At 32.7% G+C, this 25,837-nt stretch carries 29 protein-coding genes and 1 tRNA gene; 15 read left to right on the forward strand and 15 right to left on the reverse strand.

Annotated features, from left to right (window positions below; genetic code table 11):
* Positions 1-140: 140 nt before the first annotated feature.
* From DMB65_RS02255 to DMB65_RS22745, 3 genes are read left to right on the forward strand one after another with little or no spacing between them, the layout of a single operon-like run.
* Entirely contained in the window at positions 141-506 is a 366-nt protein-coding gene (locus tag DMB65_RS02255) for an ISAon1 family transposase N-terminal region protein (RefSeq protein ID WP_110305057.1), read from the forward strand.
* A 10-nt stretch (positions 507-516) separates the two neighbouring features.
* Positions 517-1,395 carry an ISAon1 family transposase gene (locus DMB65_RS02260; RefSeq protein WP_449403993.1) on the forward strand — a complete coding sequence of 293 codons (879 nt, stop codon included), beginning with the start codon at positions 517-519 and terminating at the stop codon, positions 1,393-1,395.
* Positions 1,392-1,472 carry a hypothetical protein gene (locus tag DMB65_RS22745; protein ID WP_449403994.1) on the forward strand — a complete coding sequence of 27 codons (81 nt, stop codon included), beginning with the start codon at positions 1,392-1,394 and terminating at the stop codon, positions 1,470-1,472. Before DMB65_RS02260 ends, DMB65_RS22745 begins: the two co-directional genes overlap by 4 nt.
* A 173-nt stretch (positions 1,473-1,645) precedes the next feature.
* Here DMB65_RS22745 and DMB65_RS02265 read toward each other — a convergent pair.
* Positions 1,646-1,726, reverse strand: a tRNA-Tyr gene (locus DMB65_RS02265).
* A 604-nt stretch (positions 1,727-2,330) separates the two neighbouring features.
* Between DMB65_RS02265 and DMB65_RS02270 the strand changes: the two genes are divergently transcribed.
* The 10 genes from DMB65_RS02270 (at position 2,331) to DMB65_RS02320 (ending at position 13,203) form a co-directional block, all read left to right on the forward strand.
* Positions 2,331-3,227, forward strand: a complete 897-nt coding sequence (locus DMB65_RS02270; RefSeq protein ID WP_165834831.1) for a LamG domain-containing protein — start codon at positions 2,331-2,333, stop codon at positions 3,225-3,227.
* Between the two features lie 693 nt (positions 3,228-3,920).
* Complete coding sequence (locus tag DMB65_RS02275; protein ID WP_012024845.1) at positions 3,921-4,754, forward strand: 1,4-dihydroxy-2-naphthoyl-CoA synthase; 834 nt, start codon at positions 3,921-3,923, stop codon at positions 4,752-4,754.
* A 93-nt stretch (positions 4,755-4,847) separates the two neighbouring features.
* Positions 4,848-5,810 carry a 1,4-dihydroxy-2-naphthoate octaprenyltransferase gene (menA, locus tag DMB65_RS02280; protein WP_110305059.1) on the forward strand — a complete coding sequence of 321 codons (963 nt, stop codon included), beginning with the start codon at positions 4,848-4,850 and terminating at the stop codon, positions 5,808-5,810.
* A gap of 24 nt (positions 5,811-5,834) precedes the next feature.
* Entirely contained in the window at positions 5,835-6,512 is a 678-nt protein-coding gene (locus tag DMB65_RS02285; RefSeq protein WP_110305060.1) for a metal-dependent hydrolase, read from the forward strand.
* 197 nt (positions 6,513-6,709) lie between these two features.
* Positions 6,710-8,044: a DEAD/DEAH box helicase gene (locus DMB65_RS02290; protein ID WP_110305061.1), complete on the forward strand. Its 1,335-nt coding sequence runs from the start codon at positions 6,710-6,712 to the stop codon at positions 8,042-8,044.
* A 177-nt stretch (positions 8,045-8,221) separates the two neighbouring features.
* Positions 8,222-9,484 carry an NAD(P)/FAD-dependent oxidoreductase gene (locus DMB65_RS02295; RefSeq protein ID WP_110305062.1) on the forward strand — a complete coding sequence of 421 codons (1,263 nt, stop codon included), beginning with the start codon at positions 8,222-8,224 and terminating at the stop codon, positions 9,482-9,484.
* 161 nt (positions 9,485-9,645) lie between these two features.
* Positions 9,646-10,026, forward strand: coding sequence for a hypothetical protein (locus DMB65_RS02300; protein WP_110305063.1), 381 nt, complete (start codon positions 9,646-9,648; stop codon positions 10,024-10,026).
* Between the two features lie 392 nt (positions 10,027-10,418).
* Complete coding sequence (locus DMB65_RS02310) at positions 10,419-10,646, forward strand: hypothetical protein (protein ID WP_110305065.1); 228 nt, start codon at positions 10,419-10,421, stop codon at positions 10,644-10,646.
* 1,335 nt (positions 10,647-11,981) lie between these two features.
* The gene (locus DMB65_RS02315) at positions 11,982-12,617 is read left to right on the forward strand and encodes a hypothetical protein (protein ID WP_110305066.1); all 636 of its coding nucleotides are present in this window, start codon (positions 11,982-11,984) and stop codon (positions 12,615-12,617) included.
* A gap of 133 nt (positions 12,618-12,750) precedes the next feature.
* Entirely contained in the window at positions 12,751-13,203 is a 453-nt protein-coding gene (locus DMB65_RS02320; protein ID WP_110305067.1) for a hypothetical protein, read from the forward strand.
* Between the two features lie 232 nt (positions 13,204-13,435).
* Here DMB65_RS02320 and DMB65_RS02325 read toward each other — a convergent pair whose 3' ends face one another.
* The 14 genes from DMB65_RS02325 to DMB65_RS02385 all read right to left on the reverse strand — a co-directional run bounded on the left by DMB65_RS02325 (position 13,436) and on the right by DMB65_RS02385 (position 23,450).
* Positions 13,436-13,933: a 4'-phosphopantetheinyl transferase family protein gene (locus DMB65_RS02325; protein ID WP_110305068.1), complete on the reverse strand. Its 498-nt coding sequence runs from the start codon at positions 13,931-13,933 to the stop codon at positions 13,436-13,438.
* Positions 13,930-14,184, reverse strand: a complete 255-nt coding sequence (locus DMB65_RS02330) for an acyl carrier protein (RefSeq protein ID WP_110305069.1) — start codon at positions 14,182-14,184, stop codon at positions 13,930-13,932. The genes DMB65_RS02325 and DMB65_RS02330 overlap by 4 nt, the downstream gene beginning before the upstream one ends.
* Position 14,185: 1 nt before the next feature.
* Positions 14,186-15,460 (reverse strand): beta-ketoacyl-[acyl-carrier-protein] synthase family protein, encoded by a 1,275-nt coding sequence (locus DMB65_RS02335; protein WP_110305070.1) that lies wholly within the window; start codon positions 15,458-15,460, stop codon positions 14,186-14,188.
* A complete protein-coding gene (locus tag DMB65_RS02340; protein WP_110305071.1) occupies positions 15,457-15,894 on the reverse strand; it encodes a 3-hydroxyacyl-ACP dehydratase FabZ family protein in 438 nt (145 codons plus the stop codon). The genes DMB65_RS02335 and DMB65_RS02340 overlap by 4 nt, the downstream gene beginning before the upstream one ends.
* A gap of 18 nt (positions 15,895-15,912) precedes the next feature.
* A complete protein-coding gene (locus DMB65_RS02345) occupies positions 15,913-16,965 on the reverse strand; it encodes a type III polyketide synthase (protein ID WP_110305397.1) in 1,053 nt (350 codons plus the stop codon).
* Positions 16,962-17,675: a methyltransferase domain-containing protein gene (locus DMB65_RS02350; RefSeq protein WP_110305072.1), complete on the reverse strand. Its 714-nt coding sequence runs from the start codon at positions 17,673-17,675 to the stop codon at positions 16,962-16,964. The genes DMB65_RS02345 and DMB65_RS02350 overlap by 4 nt, the downstream gene beginning before the upstream one ends.
* On the reverse strand, positions 17,676-18,803 hold the full coding sequence (locus DMB65_RS02355) for an NAD(P)/FAD-dependent oxidoreductase (protein WP_110305398.1): 1,128 nt from the start codon (positions 18,801-18,803) through the stop codon (positions 17,676-17,678).
* A gap of 144 nt (positions 18,804-18,947) precedes the next feature.
* The gene (locus DMB65_RS22070; RefSeq protein WP_165834833.1) at positions 18,948-19,121 is read right to left on the reverse strand and encodes a hypothetical protein; all 174 of its coding nucleotides are present in this window, start codon (positions 19,119-19,121) and stop codon (positions 18,948-18,950) included.
* Between the two features lie 108 nt (positions 19,122-19,229).
* Positions 19,230-19,721: an acyl-CoA thioesterase gene (locus DMB65_RS02360; RefSeq protein ID WP_110305073.1), complete on the reverse strand. Its 492-nt coding sequence runs from the start codon at positions 19,719-19,721 to the stop codon at positions 19,230-19,232.
* 52 nt (positions 19,722-19,773) lie between these two features.
* Positions 19,774-20,355: a TetR/AcrR family transcriptional regulator gene (locus DMB65_RS02365; RefSeq protein ID WP_110305074.1), complete on the reverse strand. Its 582-nt coding sequence runs from the start codon at positions 20,353-20,355 to the stop codon at positions 19,774-19,776.
* Positions 20,356-20,594: 239 nt separating this feature from the next.
* On the reverse strand, positions 20,595-21,380 hold the full coding sequence (locus DMB65_RS02370; RefSeq protein WP_110305075.1) for a hypothetical protein: 786 nt from the start codon (positions 21,378-21,380) through the stop codon (positions 20,595-20,597).
* A 485-nt stretch (positions 21,381-21,865) separates the two neighbouring features.
* On the reverse strand, positions 21,866-22,516 hold the full coding sequence (locus DMB65_RS02375) for a flavin reductase family protein (RefSeq protein ID WP_110305076.1): 651 nt from the start codon (positions 22,514-22,516) through the stop codon (positions 21,866-21,868).
* A 215-nt stretch (positions 22,517-22,731) separates the two neighbouring features.
* Positions 22,732-23,133, reverse strand: a complete 402-nt coding sequence (locus tag DMB65_RS02380; RefSeq protein ID WP_165834835.1) for a DUF2452 domain-containing protein — start codon at positions 23,131-23,133, stop codon at positions 22,732-22,734.
* Positions 23,134-23,147: 14 nt separating this feature from the next.
* Entirely contained in the window at positions 23,148-23,450 is a 303-nt protein-coding gene (locus DMB65_RS02385; RefSeq protein WP_110305077.1) for a TIGR03643 family protein, read from the reverse strand.
* Positions 23,451-23,982: 532 nt separating this feature from the next.
* Between DMB65_RS02385 and DMB65_RS02390 the strand changes: the two genes are divergently transcribed.
* Both DMB65_RS02390 and DMB65_RS02395 read left to right on the forward strand, forming a co-directional pair.
* Positions 23,983-24,498: an RNA polymerase sigma-70 factor gene (locus DMB65_RS02390; RefSeq protein WP_262511960.1), complete on the forward strand. Its 516-nt coding sequence runs from the start codon at positions 23,983-23,985 to the stop codon at positions 24,496-24,498.
* A gap of 99 nt (positions 24,499-24,597) precedes the next feature.
* Positions 24,598-25,800 carry a FecR family protein gene (locus DMB65_RS02395; protein WP_110305079.1) on the forward strand — a complete coding sequence of 401 codons (1,203 nt, stop codon included), beginning with the start codon at positions 24,598-24,600 and terminating at the stop codon, positions 25,798-25,800.
* Positions 25,801-25,837 lie beyond the last annotated feature (37 nt).

Raw genomic sequence — 25,837 nt, forward strand, 5'->3', positions numbered from 1 at the left:
CTGTCCGAAAACAGATTTAGTCGAAAAATACTTATTTTTACCCATCGTTATTTGAATTTTGCAACTCTAAATTACGATGTTTTTTAAGAAGCCATTAATTTGGCTTCTTTTTTATCGGACAACAATGAAATTAAATAGAAATGCAGGATTCTTTTATCGACCTTCTCAAGTTATTGTTGCCAGAAATAATAGTGGATTATTTTGAACTTACTTCTTATAAAAAGGAAGAGCAAACATTACATCTTTATTTAAAAGAGATTAATTCTACACCTAAAGAATACCGAGAATCAAAATTAAGTTCAAAAGGATTCTTTGAAGAGATCACAGTTCAGGATTTTCCTATCCGTGGACATCAGGTATATCTTCATATCACTCGCAGAGGATGGCTAAATGAGGACAGTGGAAAGATTGTTTTTAGGGATTGGAATTTAGTAGCAGACGGAACTCGTATAACCCTGGAGTTTGCGTCTTTTTTAAAAGAGATCAATAGATTCCAGTCCAAATGATTGTAATACCATTGCCTCTTTCTATGGAGTTTCTGGAAGAAATCTGCAATGTCAATACAAAGATTTTCTAAGTGATTTTAAAGTTTGGGATCAAATATCACATGCCAAAAAATGGCTTCTTTTTCCACAAAATATTGGAAAGCGTTTATCAATAGATGAAACCTCACTTTCAAATGGCGAACTCTATACTGTTATAACCAACAAATCCGGCAAAGGCAGAAAAGGAACTATAGTGGCTATGATTGCAGGAACTAAAGCAGAAACAGTTATTGGCGTTATTGAAAGAATCTCTCTTAAAGAGCGAAATCTAGTCAGGGAAATCACTCTGGATATGGCCGGTAACATGGGATTGATAGCTAAAAAGTGTTTTCCTAATGCTACTCGCGTTACAGACCGATTCCATGTCCAAAAGCTAGCTACAGAAGCCCTTCAGGAAATTAGGATTAAATATCGTTGGGAGGCCATCGATCAAGAAAATGATGCTATTGAAAAAACCAAAAAGTCAAAAGTAAATTTCGAATCTAAAATACTTTCAAATGGGGATACCCTTAAGCAATTATTAGCGAGGAGTCGCTATTTCTTGTACAAAACCGAATCGAAATGGACTCAAAATCAAACACAACGAGCTATCTTACTATTTGAATTATATCCTGATATTCAAAAAGGATATAATCTAACTCAAGAGCTCCGTGGCATCTTTGAGAATACAAAAGACAAAATCATTGGTTTTGCAAAATTAGCCAAATGGCATGAAAAAGTAAATCAATCTGGATTTAAGTCTTTCGGTATAATCTCTCGTACAATTATGAATCATTATCAAACCATATTAAACTATTTTGACAACAGAAGTACAAAAATGCCTCAGCAGAATCATTCAATGCTAAAATAAAAGCATTCAGATCAAAATTCAGAGGTGTTAGGAATGTGGAATACTTCCTTTTTAGACTCACTACTATTTATGTATAATTTTTACTGCTCCTCAGATTTACGTCTTGATCCTATTTGTGCAGTTATAAAAAAAATGAAAAATACAGTAAAACAAAAAACCTGCGAATCTTTCGATTTGCAGGTTTTAACACATTTTTTAGGGTTTTTGAAAAGATTGAAAAAGTGACTTTTTTACTTTTTTCACCCTTTTGTGGGGAGAGCAGGATTCGAACCTGCGAAGTTCACACAGCAGATTTACAGTCTGCCCTCGTTGGCCGCTTGAGTATCTCCCCCGATCTCAGCATTCTTGCGCTTTGTTGTTCTAAGCGGTTGCAAATATAGCAACGTTTTTCATGTATACAAACAAAAAATCAACTTAATTTTAAGTTATTTTTTAACCCGCTGGTAGTGAATAAAATAAAAATATTTTTTTTGTTAATTGTTGTTAGTTTTTCAAATTTGAACCTTGAAGTTTTATAAAGCTAGTATTATTTTTAATTTATATTATAATTTTTAAAGTTAACAAAGCATCAAATCTTCATTATTGAACTTTCTAAAGAATCATTTTAGTTTGTTTTACGTTTTACTTAATACTTTAATACTTAATATTAATTGCGTTAATCTCTTTTGATAGTGATGAACAGAAAACAGTTCAGGAATTTAATTTTAGCGAAACGCATCACAATGCCGAGAACATCATATCTTTTATAGATAATAAAAAATTCGTTATAAAACAGGAAGGAGAAACTAAAAGAGCCTAATACAGAATGTGGATACAGTACCGAATATCATGGATTTCAACGATTATCCATGCCGTTTATCGAGTAAATTTCATTCGAAATCGGTTTTAAATCTATTTTGGTAGTAGAAAAAATGATAAAATACCACAATCCTTTCATGAAAAGAATAATCCTCTTTATATTTGCTATTTCTTTAGAAATGGGCGCTCAAATACCCATTCATAAATTTAATTTCAACGGAACATTACAAAATACTGAAAACTCCATTTCTTTTATGGGAACAGAAAATTATGTAGCCGACAGGATGGGAAAAGATAAAGGTGCACAAAGATTAACAAACAAAGCACTAGAAGCTGTAATAGACAATCTTCCGCAGAAAAATAAACCAAGAACCATAACAATCTGGATCAAAATGAATGATATTTCTTCAGCAAATTATATCTGGGGATATGGTGAAGCCTCCAATGCGCAGTATTTTGGGCTCTTGCAGCAAGGTACAACAACTTCTAATTCTGATTTAAATCTGGCTGCCTGGGGAGCTTTAAATGATATTATAGTCAATATTCCTTTGGCTAAGAATATATGGTATCAATATAGTGTCACATACGATGGCAACATTTCAAAAATATATCGAAATGGAGAATTATTAAAATATGAAAAGGCTCTATCAATTAATACTGAGGGAAATATTTTTAGATTAGGAGAAATTAATACTAAAATTGGAATTAATGCTGATTTGGATGATTTAAAAATTTATGACACTGCTTTATCAGACAAGGAAATTCTTGCATTATATAACCTTGAAAAATATACACAACCCAAACAGGATGTAAAAACTGAAATAGCTTTAGAAAAAGAAACTATACAAAACGATACCAATGCAACGGCTATTGCAAAAACAAATTCTTTAAACACAAAGAAAATAGAAATATTTTCGCAGGGTGAGAGAATATCAAATAACAGTACAAAAGAAATTGATTTAAACGAACTTCCTGAAGGTATATATTTATTAAAAATCACGAATCCTTCTGCTAAAAAAACGACATCCAAGTAACAAGAAAGGCTATTCATTACAAATAGCCTTTCTCTTTTTATTCTAGTTTTAAAAAATTGTAATTAAAAAAAAACAGAAATAAAATAATCTTTAATTTAATGCATTTTAAAAAGTAAAAATTTTAGGAATTTTAAGATTTACTTTTTTCTTATGTCTTTAAACAATCAATTCAGTTATTTCAAAAACAATCAATCAATTTCACGGCTGACCCTTTGGTTTTTATAATATATTTTATAGAAAGACTTCAATTTTAATTCTCGATTAACTTAATTCATTTCGATAAATTGAATAAACAATTCTAGTATTTAACCCTCGGTGTTACTATCTTTTTCTTATAGTTGAAACATATGAATAAATCATTTGCTCATTGTTTTTGGTGTTACAATTAAAAACCATAAAAAAATGAGCGACAAATTTTTTAAATTTTCTCAAAAAAAGTCATTTTTTAGGTTAATAAATCAGTGAAGAAAATCCATCTTTAAATCAATAAATAATATGTATCTAATTGATTTAGAGTATGTAAATTTAATTATTTATTTTAAAAGGAAGTGTTAAAAAATGTTATTTTTTATTTTTAGAGTGAAATTAACATCAAAACCTGATTAAGAAAAAGACTTCCTGAAAATTGAGTAGGTATAAATATAAAAATGGTTTATTTTTACACTATAAATATTTAAAATAAAACAAACAAAAATGGATTGGATAACAGCCAGAGAATTTGAAGATATAACCTATAAAAAGTGTAACGGAGTTGCAAGAATTGCTTTTAACAGACCAAATGTTCGAAATGCTTTTCGCCCAAAAACAACTTCAGAATTATACCAGGCCTTTTACGATGCGCAGGAAGATACTTCAATAGGAGTAGTTTTACTATCAGCAGAAGGGCCTTCTACAAAAGACGGAGTGTATTCTTTTTGTAGTGGAGGAGACCAAAACGCCCGCGGGCATCAGGGATATGTGGGAGATGATGGACAACATCGTTTAAATATACTTGAAGTACAGCGATTGATTCGTTTTATGCCAAAAGTAGTAATCGCTGTTGTTCCGGGTTGGGCAGTTGGCGGCGGACATAGCCTACATGTTGTTTGTGACATGACATTGGCCAGTAAAGAGCATGCTATTTTTAAGCAAACAGATGCTGATGTTACCAGTTTCGATGGTGGCTACGGATCAGCTTATCTGGCTAAAATGGTAGGGCAGAAAAAAGCCCGTGAAATTTTCTTTTTAGGAAGAAATTATTCAGCTCAGGAGGCTTTTGAAATGGGAATGGTAAATGCTGTAATTCCACATGATGAGTTAGAAGCAACTGCCTATGAATGGGCTCAGGAAATTCTTCAAAAATCACCAACGTCTATAAAAATGCTAAAATTTGCGATGAACTTAACTGACGACGGAATGGTTGGGCAGCAGGTATTTGCAGGCGAGGCAACCCGTCTGGCTTACATGACCGAAGAAGCAAAAGAGGGAAGAAATGCTTTTTTAGAAAAAAGAAAGCCTAATTTTGGAGAAAATAAATGGTTGCCGTAATTAAAAAATTGTTTTAGAGTTCTAGTTTAATACTATACATTTTGTAAAAAACTGAAACTTGAAACCTGAATTAAAATAAACTAAAAAATCAGAATGAAACATTGGATTGAAGCCGCCAGACTGCGCACATTGCCTTTATCTGTTTCCGGAATTATAGTAGGAAGCATTTATGCCTTATCAAACCCCACAGAAACCATCAATACACCAACAGAAGTATTCAGTTGGAAAATTTTTGGTTTTGCACTTTTAACAACTCTTGGATTACAGGTTTTGTCCAATTTTGCCAATGATTATGGTGATGGTGTTAAAGGTACTGATAATGCAGATAGAGTAGGACCGCAAAGGGCTATTCAGAGTGGTGTAATAACTCCGCAGGCAATGAAAAAAGCAATCATAATCACCTCACTATTAACACTTTTATCTGCAATTACCCTGATATATTTTGCTTTTGGACAAAATAATTTCGGATATTCTATATTTTTTTTAATACTCGGAATCGCAGCAATCGCTTCAGCAATTCGTTATACAGTTGGTAACTCAGCTTACGGATATAAAGGATTCGGAGACGTATTCGTTTTCATATTCTTTGGACTTGTAAGCACTTTGGGGGTTAATTTTTTATATTCTAAAGAAGTTGACCCACTTTTGATTTTGCCTGCAATTTCAATTGGTTTATTAAGTGTTGGCGTTTTAAACCTGAACAACATGCGTGATGAAGAATCAGACAGAAAATCTGGAAAAAACACCATTGTGGTTCAGATTGGGGGAGCAAAAGCAAAAGTATATCATTTTTCTTTAATCATTACGGCCATGGTTTTGGTTATAATTTTTGCCATCTTAAGCGATTATAATTTCGATCAGTATTTGTTTTTATTAGCATACATACCTTTAACTAAACATTTAATTACGGTTTCTAAAAATCAAAACCCTAAGCTGTTAGATCCCGAATTAAAAAAACTGGCACTAAGTACTTTTTTACTTTCTGTATTACTAACCATTTGTATGATATCTTTAATTTCCGATATTATTGTAAATCTCTTTTTAGGGGGAAGATAATTATTACACTATAAAATTTTATAAATGAAAATTACATTTTACGGACACGCATCTTTAGGAATTGAAGTAGGAGGAAAGCATATTATTGTTGATCCTTTTATTACAGGGAACCCACAGGCAGCAGCGATTGATATAAATACATTAAAAGCCGATTATATTTTGATTACCCACGCACATGGCGATCACGTTCTGGATGTTGAGGCAATTGCAAATCGTACAGAAGCCACCATCGTTTCAAATGCCGAAATTGCTAGCTATTACGCCAAATTAGGTTTAAAATCACATCCAATGAACCATGGTGGAAGCTGGAATTTTGACTTCGGAAAAGTTAGATATGTTAACGCAATTCATTCCAGTTCATTTCCTGACGGAAGCTACGGAGGAAATCCCGGAGGTTTTGTTATCGAAGGCGAACATAAAAACATCTATATCGCTGGCGACACAGCCTTGACTATGGATATGAAACTAATCCCGATGCGTACCAAACTGGATTTGGCAATTTTGCCAATTGGAAACAACTTTACAATGGATGTCGATGATGCCATTATCGCTTCTGACTTTATAGAATGCGACAAAATACTAGGGTATCACTTTGATACTTTCGGGTATATCGAAATCAATCACGAAGAATCTATCCGTAAATTTTTCGATAAAGGAAAAGATTTAATGCTCCTCAAAATAGGAGAATCAATCGAATTATAAAAAAAAACATTCTGAGTATAATAAAAACAAGAAGCTTTTTCCTGCTGTACACTATATCTTTTATGCCGAACCCCGGCATAAAAGGATGCCGTTCCCATCAGGGCTAGGACTTTAGGTTTTATAAGAAACGGGAATAATTCCAGTAAACCTTTTTAAATTCTGCAATCAGCTCACAAAATCTAAAATAAACAAAAACAATGTCTAAACAATTCGCATCATTAGGAATTTCAACACCAATTTTAAAAGCATTAAGCGAATTAAACATTGTTGAACCAACCGAAATTCAGCAAAAAACAATTCCGCTACTTCTATCAGAAACCCATGATTTAGTAGGACTTGCCAAAACCGGAACCGGAAAAACGGCTGCATTCGGATTACCATTATTACAGTTAATTGATGCAGAATCACCCCTTGTTCAGGCTGTTATTTTAGCCCCAACAAGAGAGCTTGGACAGCAGATTTTTAAAAATCTGGAAGAATTTTCAAAACAAATCCCAAATATTTCTATTGCAGCTACTTGCGGGGGCATCCCGATAAAACCCCAAATAGAGAGACTTACTAATCCAACACATATTGTTGTCGCAACGCCTGGTCGATTAATCGATTTGATTCAGCGAAAAGCCATTGATTTAAAACAAACCCAATATTTGGTTTTAGACGAAGCTGATGAAATGGTTTCAATCCTGAAAGAAAGTTTAGATGAAATCATTGCCGAACTCCCTAAAAAACATCGTACTATTTTGTTTTCAGCTACCTTGCCAGGAGCCATCAAGCAACTAATCCAGAACTACTTAAACAAAAATGTAGTCCAGATAAGTGCAAGTATGGAAACAGTTGGAAACCAAGGGATAGATCATGAATATATTGTAGTTGATCCTATTGAAAAATTAGATGTTTTAATGCATTTTTTAAACTCAAAGGATGGAGAACGCGGAATCATTTTTTGTAAAACAAAAGCCGCAGTCAACAAATTAGCTAAAAATCTCGCTATAAATCGTTTTTCATCAGGAGCACTGCACGGAAGTTTATCACAGGGGATTCGTGACCGGATTATGGAACAGTTTCGTGAAGGACATATCAATATTTTAGTAGCAACCGATTTGGCAGCAAGGGGAATAGATGTAAAAGAAATCTCGTATGTAGTAAATTATCATTTACCTGATACCTACGAAAACTACGTTCATCGAAGCGGAAGAACAGCACGGGCAGGGGCAAAAGGACTTTCACTGACAGTTTTACAACACGAAGAAGTTGCTGAAATTGCTGACTTTGAAAGAGAATTAGGTTTAAAATTTACTGAATTCAAGAAACCTACTGCAACAAGTCTGGAAGAAAATAATATGCTTTTGTGGGCGAAACAAATTTTTAAAACAAAACCAAATCACGACGTTTCAGATGATTTAAAAACAAAAGTAAAAACCGTCTTTCATCATCTTACCAAAGATGAATTAATTGAAAAATTAATGGCTAACTACATTTTGCAGAATAAAGTCGAAATAACCGAAAAAGTCGTTAAAAAGTTTAAAAAGTAGCTTCATGTTCCATTTAGTGTCATTCTGATCCGTTAATATCAAATTCAAATAATAATATTAGTTTCTGTAATTTAAATAAATTTTAAAGATAAGTTTGTACTTGAAATTATTAGCATTAAATTTATACAATACATAAAAACAGAATATTTTTATACAAAAGTCTTAATATAATATAATATGAACATAGTCATCATTGGAGGTGGTTTCGCAGGATTAAATCTGGCAAAAGAGCTTCTAAATCATCCACAAATACAAGTAACCCTCGTAGATAAAAACAATTATAATTTTTTTCCACCTCTTATATATCAGGTTGCAACGGCTTTTTTGGAGCCTTCAAGCATCAGCTATCCTTTTAGGAAATTTTTTGCTGGCAAAAAAAACCTTCAGTTTCGTCTTGGAGAATTAATGTCAGTTGTTCCTTCAGAAAATAAAGTTATTCTAAGCAATGGTGAATTGTCCTACGATCATTTGGTTTTTGCTACAGGTGCCGAAACCAGTTATTTTGGTATGGAAAACGTCATGAAAAATGCCATTCCGATGAAAACCTTAAATGATGCCATCGTAATGCGAAACACATTACTTAAGAATTTAGAAAAAGCAGCAATTTGCAAAGAAATCCGTAAACGACGTAAACTCCTGACAATTGTTGTAGCAGGTGGAGGACCAACAGGAGTAGAGGTTTCCGGTATGTTTGCTGAAATGAGAAAAAATATTTTATTAAAAGAATATCCTGAATTAGATACAACAGCAAGTAACATATATCTGGTTGATGGTGGCGATGCCCTGCTTGCCCCAATGAGCGAAGCTTCTCAAAAAGATACGTTGGAAGCCCTTACAAAATTAGGGGTTGTAGTTAAATTAAACAGCAAAGTAACTGATTATATAGATGATACCGTATATTTTGAAAATGGAGAAACTATTAAGACTAAAAATTTAATATGGGCTGCAGGTGTTACGGCTAAAGTTTTCGAAGGAATGCCGGCAGAAAGTTATGGTCGTGGCAGAAGGATGGCTACTGATGCTTTTAATAAAGTGAATGCTACAGAAAACATATATGCTATTGGAGATACCGCTATTTTAACTACTGATAAAAACTTTCCGGGAGGGCATCCTCAGGTAGCTCAGGTTGCGATACAACAAGGAATAAATCTTGCTAAAAATTTTAAAGCTTCACTTGAAAAAAAGCCACTTAAACCTTTTGTTTACAATGATAAAGGATCAATGGCTATTATCGGAAAAAATAAAGCTGTAGTTGATTTGCCCAATCCGAAATGGCACTTCAAAGGATTCTTTGCCTGGTTTATTTGGTTATTTGTTCATTTAATTTCGCTGATCACATACAGAAACCGATTAAATACCTTTTATAATTGGATGGTTGCTTATTTTGCAAGTGACCAGTCTCTTAGAATGATTATCAGACCAGATAAAAAACAAGTGTAAAAAAAATCCGGATTTTAAAATCCGGATTTTTTTTACCAATTATATTATGTTGGACAGTTCTAAAGTTTTCTGATATAATGCGTATGATAAAATAGTTTAATTTTATTGGGTTATATTGAAAATATAACCAGTATTACTTTATATTTGAACAAAAATTATATATGAGAATTTTTGTTCTGATGTTGCTGTTAATTTCATTAAAATCATATTCACAGCACAATCAATTTACCGGAACATGGAGCAATGAAAATTGTAAAGATTGTAAAAAGGAATATATTTTTACAATTAAAATTGCACAGTCCTATTATCAGCTTTTTGGAATAGCCGAAATTAGCAGTGACAAAAAAGAAGTGAATTCCGGAATTATGGATGTTTCAGGATATGTCTACAGACTTGGAGATAAAGCCCATATAGAATTTAAAACTAAAGATGGACGTTCTGCAAGTGGCGTTTTATATGTAAATGAAGGAGCTTTGCAATTTTCAAAAAGAAGTGGTAATAATCTGATTCCTAATGAAATTATATTAGATAAATTATATTAATGACACACTTTACATAGAAATAGCTTAAAAATTCATAGTTTTAACATTTAGAATGTTGATAAGATTTAGCGTAGAATAAGATTGAAAATTTCGCAGATTTATATAGTGATTATTTGATATGTTCTACCTCTTATACTACTGGCTACTGGTATGTCTATTTTGTTAAATATAAAGCACGACAAGGTTACTCAAGAATTACCCAGAAGAGATTATGACCGTAAATTTTTATGGCAACGGGTAAAACCATACATTCAAGAACTCACACAATCCAAATATACCATCGCATTAAGTTTTGATGATTCGATAGATGAAAAACTATATACTGATGATAGTCCACTTTATTGTTGGCATTATACCATAGCTTTGGCAGGTCGGTAAAAGGCGTAAATTTTTTGACTGCTTTAGTTGAAGTTGGCGGGATGAAATTGCCTGTTGGGGTTGAATTTGTGAAGAAAGACACTTGGGAAGTTGATTCTAAAACAGGTAAAAATAAGCGTAAAGCTAGCGTGAAAAAAAATGAGCTTTTAGAAAGATGCTCAAAGAATGCAACGGCAAATTTCATTTTGATTATGTTTTGGCTGACAGCTGTTATTCAGCGGCAGAAATATGATTTGCTGTAAAGAAGAATTGAATAACCATTTTATTATGGCTATAAAAAGCAATAGAAAAGTAGCGTTATCAAAAAAAATAAAGGCAATAAGGAATAAACATAAATAGGTATTGAAACATTACAGTCAGGGCAACAAACCGTGGATATTTGGCTCAAAGAATTAGATTTTTCGCTGTTGCTCACAAAGCAAGTTTTCAAAAACGATAATGGTACAGTCGGCGAGTTGTACTTTGCTTGTAGTGATTTAAACTTATCGTATAGCTAAATCAATACAATCTACAAAAAACGGTGGGGAGTAGAAGAATATCATAAATCCATAAAAAGCAACACTGGCTTTGCCAAGTCGCCAACAAAAACAATCAAAGCACAAACTAATCATTATGTTTTATCCATTGTAGCCTACGTAAAGCTGGAATGGCTCAAACAAAGAACAAACAAAAATCATTTTGCAATGAAAGCACAAATCTATTTAGCGGCTCAAACAGAATTAGCTATGTTAGCAAAACTTAGAACAGCAGCATAGCTATAATGTTTTTATGCCAAATGTGTTGTTAACAAGGCAAATGTTAAAACTGGAGGTTTGATAACTTTTTTGCGTAAGGTAAGTTAATAACTCATATATGCCAATAATTGGTATGATGACATTACTCAAATAAATATTTTTCTAAGTATTGACAAACATGCCGCGTAATGTTGAATAGGATATATCTAAATAAAGTAGAAACAAATAATTCACAGAACATTGCTAATTTGATACTGATCTTTTAAATCATCTATTTTATAAAAAATCCACTTCATAACTTCCGCCTTGTTCAATTGGTGTTTTATTAATAAATGCATTTACATCCCAAAAAAATCTAATTTTAACTACTTCTTTTTCTAAATTATACATCATATTATGTGATACAATTGCTTCGTATTCTGCGTTCTTTTTTAATAACACATCAGATATTGATACGTTCGAATCCTATTTTGGATTACATAAAAATAGCGATAAATAAAAGAATTGAGTTTTCCGGTTGTATCTTAATTTTATAACGATTGCACACTCTATTTTTTGATTAACAATTCGGGAATATTTACAATCAAAACCATGAGAGGCTGAACCTAAATTAACAGTACAAATTAATTGTGGTACTATCCGTACAGCATAGTCTTATTTTTTATAGATAATGAGTTTTATTTGCTTTTAACTAATTGAAAATGTATTATTTAAGTTAGTTTTTATTTTTTTATAAAAGTTTAAGCAGTTAAAAAACAACTATGAATTGATTTTTATAGATTTGTAAAATCTGTATTTTCCAAAAACAAAATACCCGGGAAATAATTATAAAATATAAAAACAATGAAATCTGTAACTTCAATATTTTTATTTTTAATGTTTACCTGTCTGAATTCCTATTCACAACTGAGTTCAGATAAAATATTCGAAAGCTTCAAACAGGGGGACCGCACAAATTGTTCATCGATAGCTTTTATTAAAGCTTCTTTAAATGTTTATGGCTTAGACAATCTTTTTGCAACAGAGGCAATAAATGATAGTTTACAGAAAATAATACTTAAAAATAATGCATCGTTTGATCTGAAAAATGAGGAAATAAAAAAAGCTAAATTATCTGCAGGTTTTGTATACATCAAAGAAAATTACGAAAGCGAAAAAATAATAGAATACGCTGTACTGACATACGCGGTAATGGCAAAATATAAGCAAATTATTGACAAGGAGGAAACTTTTGATAAAGCATTAGAAGGTTTAGAAGATGGCGAAGTATATACTCCAACTATTTATAAATATTTAGGGTTTGAAGTAGGAAAACAAATACAAAAGCTTAAACGAGAATCAGGAAGTGAATTTTGTGGGGTTGTTGCATGGTCAAAAGTGCATGCAGTTTTTGTTTGTGAAGAGTATATGGACTATTATGGCAATAAAAAAAGCATATTTGTAAAATATCCGGGGCGTTTTAGAATAATAAAGCAATAAAGAAGCATTATGTGGTAAAATCCTCAAAAAAATACCTTATAACTATTGTTAATTAAAAAAGAGGTCAATATAAGTTGTAATTTAAGTTAATTTATATATTTTTGTTTCATTAACAACCAATACAATTTATAAAATGAAGAGCAAAATTATTTTATTAAGTTTCCTTTTCTTCTTGACAACTGGTGCTATTTCAGCACAGACAAAAAACGCACCAAGAAGTATCATCAGTACAACAGCTCTAATTCGCAAATACCACGATCAAAAAGAATTGAGTGGTATGCAAAAAGGAGAACTTTTGGAATTATACATAGAACGTATTAAGGTTCTGGTAAAAACTCTTCCATACATTGCTTTGGTTACCAAACCAGGTGTTACAATGGCAGACTTGGGGATTCCGGATGATAGTGACCACAAAAAGATATTAGACAATCAGGCAATTGGCACTACGACTTTCTTAGATACTACAGTAGAGTTTCAAAGAAAAATGATGCCCTATTCCGATAAGGCAAATTTAATAGCTGCTATTTTGTTTTACGAGGGTACTCTAAAATCATTACACGAGTTCAACGATTTAAACGAAATGTAATATTTTATTATAATTTGTATGTAATGTATGGTTCTACTTATAGAACCAGATATAAAAGCTCCATTTAATGGGGCTTTTTTAGTTATAACTTTTTTAGATCTAATAGCAAAATATATTTAGCAGTTCTAAATTTTCTGGTAATGCTAATATAATTATGAAAAAAACAGGCTTATTTTTTTATTGGGATATGTTTAAATACTCGTGATTTTTTGAAAAAAGCTCTTATCTGTCTTTAAATGATGGTAACGACTTTTTCAAATCGGCCATGATGGCTAATCGATACATCCTGAATTTTGGCTCCGAGGTTCCTTAAATAGGGGATTCCATATTGGTCTTTAAATATTCTTATCTTTTTAATTTCAATAACATTATTTAAATCATCAAAAGAGCTAACCGCTACGGTGTGTATACTGTCATTTAAAATTGTGCTTTTGGTATAATAAACATTTTCATCACAAGTTACCATACCTGTAATGTAATTGTTGGTATTTGAAAGAATTTTACAAATCAGTTTTTTAGGAATATATGCTCTTAATTTTGTTTGTCTGTTATAAATTTTATAGGCAGCTTCTTTCATACTCCAAAACAGCCATACCATAATTTCAGGATGTATGTCCTGTTTTATAGCCTGTTGTTCATCAGCGGTAAATAATTTTTCAAGAAATCCAGTCCGTTGCCAATTGCTTTCCTGACGTGATTGTAGCAAGTCAACCACATCGTTACCTATCATTTTGCAGCTAGTTTAGTAGTTATAATTTCTACTGCAGTTTTCACATCCAGCATTCTTTCCATATCAGCATTATCAATAACAACATCAAAACTCTCTTCAATATCCAGCACAATATCTACAAGATTTGCTGAGTTGATTTCAAGATCTTTAATAAAATCTGTATTTTCAGTAAGATTGTCATATGCTTTAATATTGGCCGTATAAGGCTTAATAATGACTTTCAATTTTGCAATAAGTTCTTCTTTATTCATATTAATTTTTATATTTTTTCAATAATAAACAGGCATTTACATCGCCAAAACCAAAACTGGCCTTGGCAATAATTTTCAAATCACTATCAAAGGTTTTAAAAGGCACTTTTGAAGGATCAATTAGATTGGAAATCTCCGGGTGAAGATCTTCACAGTTTGTATTTCCAAATAAAAAACCTTTATAAAGCTGCAGTACAGCAGCTACACTTTCAATACTTCCGGCTGCACTAAGGCAATGACCGGTCATGCTTTTTAATGAATTTATGTAGGGAAAATCATTTCCTTTTCGGTTAAGTGCTTTTGTCCAGTTTTCTATTTCAAGGCTATCTTTTGTGGTAGCCGTTAAGTGACCATTTATAGCATCGATATCAGTTGGCAAAATACCCGAATTACGAACTGCATCAGTAATACAGCGCTGTACTGCAGTACTGTTTGGTGCCGTCATGCTTCCGTTTCTGCGTTGGCCTCCTGAGTTTATATTTCCGCCTAAAATTTCTGCATAAATGGTAGCACCTCTTGCTAAAGCAGTATCTAAATCCTCAATAAGCAAAGCACCGGCACCACTACCGGGTACAAATCCTGCAGCTGTTGCACTCATAGGGCGGGAGCCAAGTTCAGGATTATCGTTATACTTAGAACTGCATACCCGAAGTGCATCAAATCCTGCCCAGATATATGGTCCGCTGTCTCCTGTGCTTCCGGCTAATATGCGTTTTGCCTGTCCGGATTTTATGCGGTCATACGCCATTATAACAGCTTCTGTTCCGGTTGAACAGGCTGATGAATTGGTCGTCACCTGATTTCCAAGGCCAAGTTTACCGCCAAGATAAGCACTTATGCCACTGTTCATGGTCTGACCAACTACTGTACTTCCTAATTTTCGGGTTTGTAATTCGTCTATTTTATAAATACTTTCGCGAAATTTATCAATTCCGGAAGTTCCAGATCCAAAAATAGTACCGCTATCCCAATCCGGATCCTCGTTTACCTCGATTGGTAATCGGGCATTTTTCCACGCTTCCATACCTGCAATAACGCCGTATAAGATACCGGTACTGTTGAAACCACGCAGTTCAAGATCTGTGAAATATTGCGATTTGAGTTCGTCTGTTATTTCAGGTTTACCTGCAATCTGACAGGAAAACTGAAGCTCTTGTAGTTGTGAATCATGTCGGATGCCTGAAATTCCATTTTTTATTGCAGAGGTAAACGCGGGAATACCAACACCGTTTGGAGCTGCTACGCCAAGGCCTGTTATGACAACCCGCTTACTCATAATTTTGTTGTTATCATTCCGGCTAAAACGCCTTTGCAAACTTCCTGCCCTGCTTCGTTTTTCATTACCGCTTCGCATTTTAATTTTCCAAACCTGAAAAATGTTTTTTGAGAAGTCACTGTTACCCTTTCATTAGGATAAACAGCTTTTAAAAACTGCATATCAGCAGATGTGAAAGCGATTACGGTTTCTTTATTAAATGCGTCTCCTAATAAATAGATTCCTAAGCAAACCATGCCAATTTGCGCCATAGTTTCGGTTAAAATCACACCAGGTGTTACAGGATTATCTTTAAAGTGACCTTTATAAAAATCAAGGTCTTCTTTAAAAGTATAAGTACCTGAAACGCTGTTTTCATCTACATGAAGCAGTTCGTCCACAAATAAAAAAGGTTTTGTATAAGGCAATTTTTCAATAATATCATTCAGGCTCATAATTTTGTTTTGTCTAATTTACCATTGCAATAACACTCTTTGTGCTGAAAATCCGGGGCCAAAACTAAGCATCAGGCCTTTTTCTCCATGCTTTGGATTGTTGTCCATGATTCTTTCCAGAACATAAAGCACAGTAGCACTAGACATATTTCCATATTGTTTCAATACTTCTTTAGTGTCATTAATATTTTTACCCAAGTCTTCAAAAAGAGATTCGACTGTAGTAACGATTTTTTTGCCTCCGGGATGAAATATCATATGATCCAGATCTTTTATTTCTAAATTGTTTTTCTTCAGAAATGGATGAATAATGTCACCAAAATTAGCTGCAATCGTATCCGGAACTTCGATATCCAATACCATTTGCAAGCCGCTATTAGTAAGTTTAAAACCCATCATGTGTTCTGCATCATAAAAATGATACATCTGTTCATCAAGTATTTCCGGACCATTATCTTCTTCGTGTGAAGACAAAAGGCAGCATGCAGCACCATCGCCAAAGATAGCAGCACTCACAACATTGGGCATTGAAAAATCAGTAAGCTGAAAAGTTGCCGTAGGTGACTCTACTGCTATGACAGCAGCACGTTTTCCGGGATTTGCCTTAAGAAAGTTTTTGGCATATATGATGCCTGAAATTCCTGCAGCACACCCCATTTCTGTAACAGGCAGACGTACAATGTCCTGTCTCAGGTTCATTTTATTGATAAGATAAGCATCTAAAGAAGGAATCATAATACCCGTACAGCTTACGGTAATAATATAGTCGATACTTTGCGGGGTCCAGTTTGCCTTGGCGAGCGCTTTTTCTAAAACTTTTTCGCCTAATACAATCATTTCACGGCTGTAAATATCATTTTTATCTTCAAAAGAAGTTGCTGTAAAAACCTCTAAGGGTTCCATAATCGAATATCGTTTGCTTACAGCAGCACCCTCAAAAATTTTTTTAACTTTTTTTATAAAACGTTCCTCCTGACCCTGCAGCCATCCATCCAAAAGCGGTAGTATTTCTTCTGTTGTTCTCGAATATTGTGGGAGTTGCTTGGCAACAGTTATTATTTTGACACTCATATTTTTGTAATTATCCATTGGTAACGGAAAGCCCATTTCCAATCTATAGTATAATTTAATAAATTCAGCTTTTTGGAGAATTCCTCCAGCTCCTTCTTTTTAAAACCTCTTAAAATAGACACCAGACCATCTTCACGGGGCATTTTTTTGAGATTAAATAAAATGCAAATTATTTTAAAAAGCCTGTAAGCCAATTTACTACGATGCAAATCATTGATAATAATCCCCATGCTTGCCTTATCTTTAAAGATAGTAATTATATTTAATATTTGTTCATTAGTAAAATGGTGCAGGGTAAGGGTGCATAGCACAATATCATAATGAATTTTTGAAAATTCTTCACTAAAAATATCCAGACATAAATAGGTTATATTAGTATATTCTTTTGATAACGCTTTTGCATAATTTACAGTAAAAACATTAGCATCTATACCGATTAATTTAAATTTTAAATTGTTTTTTAAACCGTAATCTGCCAGCATGCGAAGCATATCGCCGTTGCCACAACCAATATCAGCGATTACTATCGTTTTTGATTTATGGACTCTTTTTAATATCTCTTTTGTTCCGTTTAAGGTTATTTTATTGCCTCCAAGCAATTGATTAATACGGGCAATCTGATCAAGAGCTTCGCGGAGTTCTGTTCCCTGAAGCAAAAAATCATCCATTATTTCTGCTTGCAGTGTCCTGTACTTTGTATTTATTGACATTTAATTGACTGATATGGGTTTTCCATGTGTCTGTTTGATTATTTGGTATAATAGAACAGGTATTGCTGTAACGATTTTCATGAACATATTTGTAATTGTTTTATTAGTTAAGGCGTGTGATAAAAGTCTTCCCATTGTTAATCTTTTACTAAAATGTTTTTTCCATTCTGTGGCATAATTTTTTTCTAAGCTATTTCTTGATGGAATTACTCCTATATGATAATCAAGTATTAATTCAGATGCTATTTTTGCACTGTGTATTGCCATCGCCATTCCGTTACCGCACATCGGATGGATAAGGCCTGCAGAATCTCCAATCATTAAGATATGGTTTTCTACAGGCTGTTTTTTATCAAAACAGATCTGGCTGATTGTAAGCGGCTTATCAAATAAGAGAGTACTCTTTTCGAAAACTGATTTGAGATATTTATTTTTGTAAAGTACATTTTTTTGATACTCTTCTATATTTTTATATTTTTTAAAAGTAGCGTAATCTGCCAGATAACAGATATTTATAATATCGTTTTCTACTTTTGAAACACCACAGTAACCTCCATTAAAATTATGAAGAGCCACAGTATCATTAGGAACAGTACCTGAATAATGTGCTTTAACGGCCAGCCATGGGGACTTTTTAGTAATAAAATCCCGTGCTAAAAACTGATCGATATTAGAGCGTTTTCCAAAGGCTCCCAACACTAATTTTGCTGATACTTTTGCGTTCGATGTTGCAACCGAAAATTCATCATTTTGAAAAGAAATATCCGTAACTGTTTCTTTTAAAATCTGGCATCCATTTGATAATGCTTTTTCATATAAGGTAGAATCCAGTAAATACCTGCTGATACCAAAGCCTCCCAGGGGTAGTTTTACTTTGGCTATTCTGCCGTTTTGTGTTGTAAATTCAAAAGAGGTAATTTTTTGAGGACTTAATGACAAAACATCTATGTCCAGCCAAAGAAGATAGGGCAGGGTTTCATTCGAAATATACTCCCCGCATACTTTGTGACGCGGGAATTCTGATTTTTCAATCAAGGTTACTTTTAAACCCTTTTTGGACAGATGTATTGCTGCAGCCAAACCTGCCAGACCTCCACCAATAATTATTACATCCTGTTTTGTTTTCATATCCGAATTTAACGAAAAAAGCATATACAAACTTAGGATTTTGAAGTATAAATTCTCTTAAAAAAACACTTCACATTAAAAAAATTAAAAAACGCCATAAATTATTGATTTAAGACGTTTTACATTTTGTTTTTTCTTCATTATTTAGTTTTTCACCAAAATCAGGTACTTTTCATTTGAATTTTTGAGTATCAACATCATAATTTTTTCGATTTTAAAAACTTCATCATGATCTTTATATGGATGTTTTGAGGTATCAGTCCGATTCTCAGAATCCCTATTTTTAGTACTTTTCGAATTTTGATTATTGGGGTTCATAGTTTGCCAATTTTAAGCTGCATTAAAGGTATCCCAAATACTTACAGGTGTTCTTATATAATTTTTATGAAAAGTTATAAAATACTACTGATGAATCCTTTAAAATAATTAAGCTGCAGTTTTGCTTTTGAACTCCTTGATAATTTTCACATATCTGTTTTCAAAAATTGATTCCTCAATTGGTACCAAAACCGATTCAAATAATTTCATTAAATCATCAGAATGGCTCGCTGCTTTTTTTGTCAGGATGTTGTATGGAATAAATTTGATCCATAGAATAGCTTTTAATTCTGTTTCATCCTCATTCCACATTTTCATTTCAACCAGAAGAAGATTTTCGGAATATTGAATTAACTGCGATTCTATTACGACTGTTTCCATTGTAGCGGCAGGTTTTACGTAACTTATCTGATTAGAGGCAACAACCCAGCTAAGCCCTGTCGCTGCCATATATTTAAATATGTCAAGATCATAGTGTTCTGCAATCTGGTCTTCACGAACATTAATAAAATACTCGAGATATTTAGAATTGTTTAAATGATTAAAAGGATCACAATCCTGAAATCTGATTTTTCTCTTTGTTTTTAATATCTTATTCATTTGAATATAAATTGCGTAAATACCGATTGGTATCTACAGGGTTAAATTTTTTTTATTTCTGAATGCTGTTTATAAAAGTGCTGTCGATATAGTCCATTGTATTTGATATATAGGTTTGATCATCATGAGTGAAAGCTAAAAGCGAGCTTCCTTCAATTAATGACAAAATAACTCTAGCAGATTTATCCGGATCAGTATTGGAGTTGATTTCATTATTAACAATACCGTCTTTTATTATAGTAGTGAGACCATTGATAAATTTTTGAGATAATTTTTGTGCTTCATCAAATAAAAGTGGATTGATAAATTTTGTATCGACTCCAACACGCAGCATAGGGCAACCGCCTCTATCCTTGACTAAATCATAATAACTGCGCTGGTAATCTGTTATTGAGAATAATTTATTAATACTGCCATGTGTATTGGCAATTATTCTGAATAAAGGTTTTATTGCTACAGTTATATTTAGCTGAAAAGCTTTCAATGCTAAATCTTCCTTGTTCAAAAAATTGCAATAAATGGCGCCTTTTGTAAGTCCGGTCGCACTGGTTATATCGGCCAGGCTAGTTCCTACATAGCCTTGTTTATTAAAAATTGGTGCTACCTTCTCTAATATAAATTCAGATGTATTCATGATTTCTGCTTTATGTAAAAAAGTTTGCTACAAATATAATTATAAATACCGATCGGTATCTTTAAAATCAATTTTTTTTTTTTATACCATTCTGCACTGCAATATTTTTATTAAACTTGATGAAAAATTATGAACAAAAACTTACCCCAAAGGGTTATTTGTTTGCTTATGATTTATAAAAAATGGGTATATCAGACATTAAAATTTATATAACAACTAACTTAGATTAGCATATCAAATCAAATATTTCTTGGATCTCCTGCTAAATAAGTGTGGCTATACTTGAAATACTCATTAGACGTTTTTTCGCCTGCTTTGCCATCGACTCGTAATACACTTCCGGCTCTATTAAGTAAAGTTTGCAATTCTTTAGCCTCCCTGGAGACAGTCCCTGTATAATACATTGTTTTGTTTCCCAGTTTCAGAATTTGCTCTACAATATTACCATTTGTCAGGATTATTAATTGCTGCTCCATTAAACGTCTTAGCAATACTGCTGCCCCACATTGTTTAGAAATTGAACTAGGATCGTATCGCCCATCCTGAATATACTTTCCTTTTGTGTAATGATTAGAATAACTCCACAAATACGGCGAATTAATTCCTTGTTTGTAATATCCTAATCCGTTAAATAATTCCAGCTTATATAAGATTCCGGCAATGCTCCAATCTGTCCACAAGTTTAGTTTGTCATATACTAAAGCATCCTTAGCACTTTCTTCCCACGTAAAAGGCGGATTTCCTGCTTTTGGACGTCCCGCAGGAACTTGTACTGTTCGTTTGTTAAGTGAATCGCCATTATGTAAGTGGGTATCGAATCTCAAATTACCTTCCATACAGTGTATAATAGCAATAACATACCAAGGAATTTGCAAGAGATCCCCCATAGTTTGATATCTGACTTTATTTAAAAGTATTTTTGCTGTTATCTTGTCAATTTCAGGGTATTTATCTTCTTTTATGGTACAGGAGGCAAATAATCTTTCGTAGTTGTTCTTTTTGTCTGATGGTACCATTGATGCCATGGTAGTTTGTTTTTAATTAATAAATATTTTGAATGTTCATTTTTCAGGTACCTGATTGTTGATGGTAATTACTTTTTTGTCTTTCTTCAAAATGAAAAGATAATTTGTAATAATAGTACACAGATATTGTTTTATCAGATAACTCCAGATAACAAATCAAATTTTAGTGCGAGTAAAAAAAACAAATAAACTACTGATTTACAATTGTTTAAATTCAATGCTAAATTTGTGAACATCGAAGAGATGAAAAAAGAGTATTTATACGTGTTTTTAACATTAAAACGCAATCTTGTTTACAGGTACAAAATTGTACTTCAAAAAAAATCTGAAAAACTAACGTAAAAACTCATGCACTATTGAAAATAATTTCAGACAGTGTTCCTGCTACTATTTTTGTCAATTTAGGTCTTTAAAAACGAAACAAAAAACAGGATCTTTAAAACAAAAAACACATTTAAACCACCTAATATTTATCTTTTTTTTGTTCAGCTTTTGAGTAGTGAGGTAATTTCCTTATCGGGTTTAGCATAGCTTAACCGGTCTAACTGTATGGTTTTATGATAACTGTCCAGTCCGGAGCATGTTAGTGTATTGGCTTTTTCTAAATTCACAAAACCATCCTCAGAAAGACAGTCTTCTCTAATAAAAATTTCGACAATCTCCCCGATAAACATACTGGTATCGTTAATTGCAATTTCTATTTTTTCTTTAAATTGGATACCTAACTGTATGTTACTTTCTTTTACAAAAGGAGCAGCGAAGTTATTTTTATATTCTGCACTAAGCCCTGTAGCGTCAAATTCTGAGATTTCTCTGTTATACCTCGCTGATGTCTGGTGTGCCTGCTTATAAATCTGCTCGTTGATATGATTAATGGTATAAAAACCCGTATTCATAATATTTCTCATAGTATCACGCTCGGGCGGACTCGGACGAAAAATCATTCCAATTAAAGGCGGATTGGCACCAATATGAAAAAAAGAACTAAAAATGGATAAATTTGTATTTCCCTGTACATCAGAAGTTCCTACCAATGCGACACTTTTGAAACCTCCCAGACTATTGATTAAATGAACGGCATTTTGTCTGTCCATTTTTTGCAGGTCACTGGTCTTAAAATTTGTTTTGTTTTTCATTAGGTTTAAATTTTATAAAAAAACGCATTGGGTCAAATTCGTTTTTGATGATTATTTTTTCTTAAGTTCGGGTAATTTTGATAGAAAATTGAACCGAGAATAAAAAACATCATCAAAAACGGGTTTCGGTATCTTTTTGTTCCGTTTCCGTTACACAAAAACCGAACTGACTTTTTGAGTAATTCAGAATCAACAGATTTAAAATGTAGGACCTCTTAATCGATGCGTATCCACTTTTTATCACTGTTAAGTCTAAAAGTACCTACATGTTCCTTATTCCATTCATTAGGTCCGATTAGGGAGAGAAAATCAAAACCGTCTGTATCTTTATATAAGTGATATATTTCACCAACAATAGGTTCAAAAGAAAATCTGGCATTGTACACCAGTTCATTCCACTGGAATTCTTTGATTAAATTCTGGTATTGAATTTTTAGTTCATTGAATTTACTCTCAAATTCTCTGTTTACCTTATTGATACCCGTATTTTTCCAGCCGGCAACATCATCAGCTTTTATTACCGGCGCACCTACATTAGTGGCATACGGTAACAGGCTTGCATTATAGCCCTCTTCGTTAGAAAATACTACATTATCGGGTTTGTCTTTTTGGATCATTTGCTAATATTTTTTTAACGTTTAGAGATTTTATTATTTGAAATTGCTTTTTGCCTTCTGCACTTGAATCGATTCATTGCCTGAGGTCTTTTTGCAGCGTGTTTTGTTTTGCACTTTTCAACCCTTTCACGCCATAATTTGTAACTGCTGAACTTTAGTTCTTTTTTCATCAAAGCTTTTACATCGGCTTCAGACAGACCAAATTGAAATGTTATAGCATCAAATGGTGTGCGGTCTTCCCAGGCCATTTCAATAATTCTATCGATCTGAACTTCATTCAATACACTATTGTCGATTTTTAAAATTATGGATTTCATTGTTTTTTTTGTTTAATCTTTTGAGTATAAATTTAAACAAAATTAATGATTTTTTAGCTTTGGTATTAGAAATACATTTTTATGGAATTTAAAGATACATTGGGTGTACTTAGCATTTGATGCTAATTTCTCGTTATTTAAGAGTAATTTCTTATGTAAAATGATATCTATAACAGAAAAATCATGATTTGAAAACGATTCCCGATACATTTTTTGTTATGTTTCTCTACACAATAAGTTCCCCAACTGACTTTTTTTATAATTTCACCAAACGGGTTACTGCGATACAGGACAGAATTGCAAGCCATAGATGAGGGACAAAAATATATCGAAGGCAATAATAGTATCATTTTGTTCAAACGTTATCGTAAAAATTCAAATAATAATAAATCGAGTTTTATTCCTACTTTTTTACTTCTATTCATTAGTTTTGATGCTAAATCTTTTGTAAAAAGGCAGTTTTATTGATATTACTTATATATTTGTTCAACAAAATTTAGACAAAATTATTACAGAGCAAACAAATATCAGAATCGATGAAACCTACTATAAAGAACTTTTTTATTCTTTATATCCACGACTTGTGAGCTATAGTTTTGGTTTTGTAAAAGATAATTTTATGGCCGAGGAAGTAGTCGAAAATGTGATGCTTCAACTTTGGGAAAACCGCTTAAAGTTTGAAAAAATTGTCGACGTAAAATCCTATTTGTACAGGATGGTCAGAAACGGGTCTTTACTTGTTTTAAAAAAAGAAATAAAATCAGTAGAACTTGACAAATCATTGTCTGAAGATGCTCCCGAATTTGATTTTAATATTTTGGAAGAAGAAATATACGCTGTTTTAATAGATGCTTTAAATTCGCTTCCCGAAAAATGTAAAGAAGTTTTTGAACTTTCCTGTCTTGAAGGAATGAAGTATAAAGATATAGCCGAAAAGCTTAACATTTCTGTCAATACGGTTAAGTCACAGCGTGCCCGTGCCATTGAGTTATTAAAGGAAAAACTAAAAAATCACTCCGAACTTTTATTTATTTTACTTTTTCTTTAAAGTTTTTCAAAAAACCTTCCACCCATTTTTAATGTTTCGTACTCTTAGTTATATAACATTTACTTAAAATGTTAATAACAGATACTTAATATCAAAAATATGTCTTTAGAAAGAAAAGAATTTATAATCGCTGACCTCATAAGAAAAGAGTTGCTTCTGGGTGAATTATCGACAGAGGAGAATGTTTTTTTGCAAAAATGGCTTTCGGTGCCCGAAAACGAGGCATATTATCAAAAGGTTATTAATTTTGAAACTTTAAAATCGAAAGAATCATTTTACAGCGGTATTGATACTGATATTGCATTCGAAAGAATCAGAGAAAAAATCAATCAGAATCATGTACCGGTTGTTCCTCTTTTCAAATATAAAAACCTGCTGAAATATGCGGCAGTTTTTTTATTCTTACTTGGTCTTACCGCTTCTTATCTTTTTATAAATAATAAAGCAGCTCAGAAAGAAGAAATTAGTGTTACAACTATTTCTCCAAAATATAACAGTCCTACTTTAGTTTTGGCAGATGGCACTTTAGTTTCCTTAGAGGCTAAAAAAGAAAAAATAGTTTCAAAAAATGGGGTGATCTCGAATATGAATCACGTTTTAGTTTACGATGCTAAAAACTTAAAAGGTCAAACTTCCGGAGAGCATACCTTAATTGTCCCTGTTGGGGGTATTTATGCCGTTAATCTTTCAGACGGAACAAAAGTCTGGCTGAACTCAAAATCATCATTAAAATATCCGGTTGAATTTAGCGGTAGCAAAAGAACTGTAATTCTTGAAGGAGAAGCTTATTTTGAAGTAAGCAAAGATCCACACAGTCCGTTTACTGTAAAAACAAAATTCGGGAATGTTACAGTTTTAGGAACACACTTTAATGTAAGTTCTTATGCAGAAGACAACACTTTTGCAACCACACTTGCAGAAGGAAAAGTAAAAGTTTCTGATTTTGGTGCTGATGAAAAAAAATCGGTGGTTTTAAATCCCGGAGAACAATCAAATGTGGATACTAAAAATGATGGTTCTGTAACTGTTGCAACTGTGGATCCATCGGTATATACAGCCTGGAAAGATGGAAAATTTTATTTTGAAAATGAAAGCCTTAAAAGCATATTAGCCAAAATGTCAAGATGGTACAACTTTAATGTCAAGTTCGAAAACACATCGATCGGGCAGATTAAGTTCACCGGAATTGTTTTAAAAGAAGAACCTATAGAACATCTTCTTGATATCATAAGTAAAACATCGAATGTGAAATATAAAATAACCAAAGTAAACCAAACCTATGAAGTAACTATAAGTAAGTAAAACAAAAAAACCGGAAAATATTGCAGTATTTCCCGGC

It is taken from the genome of Flavobacterium cheongpyeongense, assembly GCF_003202435.1.
Classification (GTDB): domain Bacteria; phylum Bacteroidota; class Bacteroidia; order Flavobacteriales; family Flavobacteriaceae; genus Flavobacterium; species Flavobacterium cheongpyeongense.

Coding starts and splice junctions, on each gene's coding strand:
- DMB65_RS02370 (WP_110305075.1), bottom strand. CDS start 21,380: ATGGCATCAATGGTACCATCAGACAAAAAGAACAACTACGAAAGATTA.
- DMB65_RS02375 (WP_110305076.1), bottom strand. CDS start 22,516: ATGAAAAACAAAACAAATTTTAAGACCAGTGACCTGCAAAAAATGGAC.
- DMB65_RS02270 (WP_165834831.1), top strand. CDS start 2,331: ATGAAAAGAATAATCCTCTTTATATTTGCTATTTCTTTAGAAATGGGC.
- DMB65_RS02355 (WP_110305398.1), bottom strand. CDS start 18,803: ATGAAAACAAAACAGGATGTAATAATTATTGGTGGAGGTCTGGCAGGT.
- DMB65_RS02330 (WP_110305069.1), bottom strand. CDS start 14,184: ATGAATAAAGAAGAACTTATTGCAAAATTGAAAGTCATTATTAAGCCT.
- DMB65_RS02285 (WP_110305060.1), top strand. CDS start 5,835: ATGAAAATTACATTTTACGGACACGCATCTTTAGGAATTGAAGTAGGA.
- DMB65_RS02290 (WP_110305061.1), top strand. CDS start 6,710: ATGTCTAAACAATTCGCATCATTAGGAATTTCAACACCAATTTTAAAA.
- DMB65_RS02315 (WP_110305066.1), top strand. CDS start 11,982: ATGAAATCTGTAACTTCAATATTTTTATTTTTAATGTTTACCTGTCTG.
- DMB65_RS02255 (WP_110305057.1), top strand. CDS start 141: ATGCAGGATTCTTTTATCGACCTTCTCAAGTTATTGTTGCCAGAAATA.
- DMB65_RS02360 (WP_110305073.1), bottom strand. CDS start 19,721: ATGAATAAGATATTAAAAACAAAGAGAAAAATCAGATTTCAGGATTGT.
- DMB65_RS02380 (WP_165834835.1), bottom strand. CDS start 23,133: ATGATCCAAAAAGACAAACCCGATAATGTAGTATTTTCTAACGAAGAG.
- DMB65_RS02385 (WP_110305077.1), bottom strand. CDS start 23,450: ATGAAATCCATAATTTTAAAAATCGACAATAGTGTATTGAATGAAGTT.
- DMB65_RS02365 (WP_110305074.1), bottom strand. CDS start 20,355: ATGAATACATCTGAATTTATATTAGAGAAGGTAGCACCAATTTTTAAT.
- DMB65_RS02275 (WP_012024845.1), top strand. CDS start 3,921: ATGGATTGGATAACAGCCAGAGAATTTGAAGATATAACCTATAAAAAG.
- DMB65_RS02345 (WP_110305397.1), bottom strand. CDS start 16,965: ATGAGTGTCAAAATAATAACTGTTGCCAAGCAACTCCCACAATATTCG.
- DMB65_RS02340 (WP_110305071.1), bottom strand. CDS start 15,894: ATGAGCCTGAATGATATTATTGAAAAATTGCCTTATACAAAACCTTTT.
- DMB65_RS02295 (WP_110305062.1), top strand. CDS start 8,222: ATGAACATAGTCATCATTGGAGGTGGTTTCGCAGGATTAAATCTGGCA.
- DMB65_RS02335 (WP_110305070.1), bottom strand. CDS start 15,460: ATGAGTAAGCGGGTTGTCATAACAGGCCTTGGCGTAGCAGCTCCAAAC.
- DMB65_RS02320 (WP_110305067.1), top strand. CDS start 12,751: ATGAAGAGCAAAATTATTTTATTAAGTTTCCTTTTCTTCTTGACAACT.
- DMB65_RS02395 (WP_110305079.1), top strand. CDS start 24,598: ATGTCTTTAGAAAGAAAAGAATTTATAATCGCTGACCTCATAAGAAAA.
- DMB65_RS22070 (WP_165834833.1), bottom strand. CDS start 19,121: ATGAACCCCAATAATCAAAATTCGAAAAGTACTAAAAATAGGGATTCT.
- menA (WP_110305059.1), top strand. CDS start 4,848: ATGAAACATTGGATTGAAGCCGCCAGACTGCGCACATTGCCTTTATCT.
- DMB65_RS02350 (WP_110305072.1), bottom strand. CDS start 17,675: ATGTCAATAAATACAAAGTACAGGACACTGCAAGCAGAAATAATGGAT.
- DMB65_RS02300 (WP_110305063.1), top strand. CDS start 9,646: ATGAGAATTTTTGTTCTGATGTTGCTGTTAATTTCATTAAAATCATAT.
- DMB65_RS02325 (WP_110305068.1), bottom strand. CDS start 13,933: ATGATAGGTAACGATGTGGTTGACTTGCTACAATCACGTCAGGAAAGC.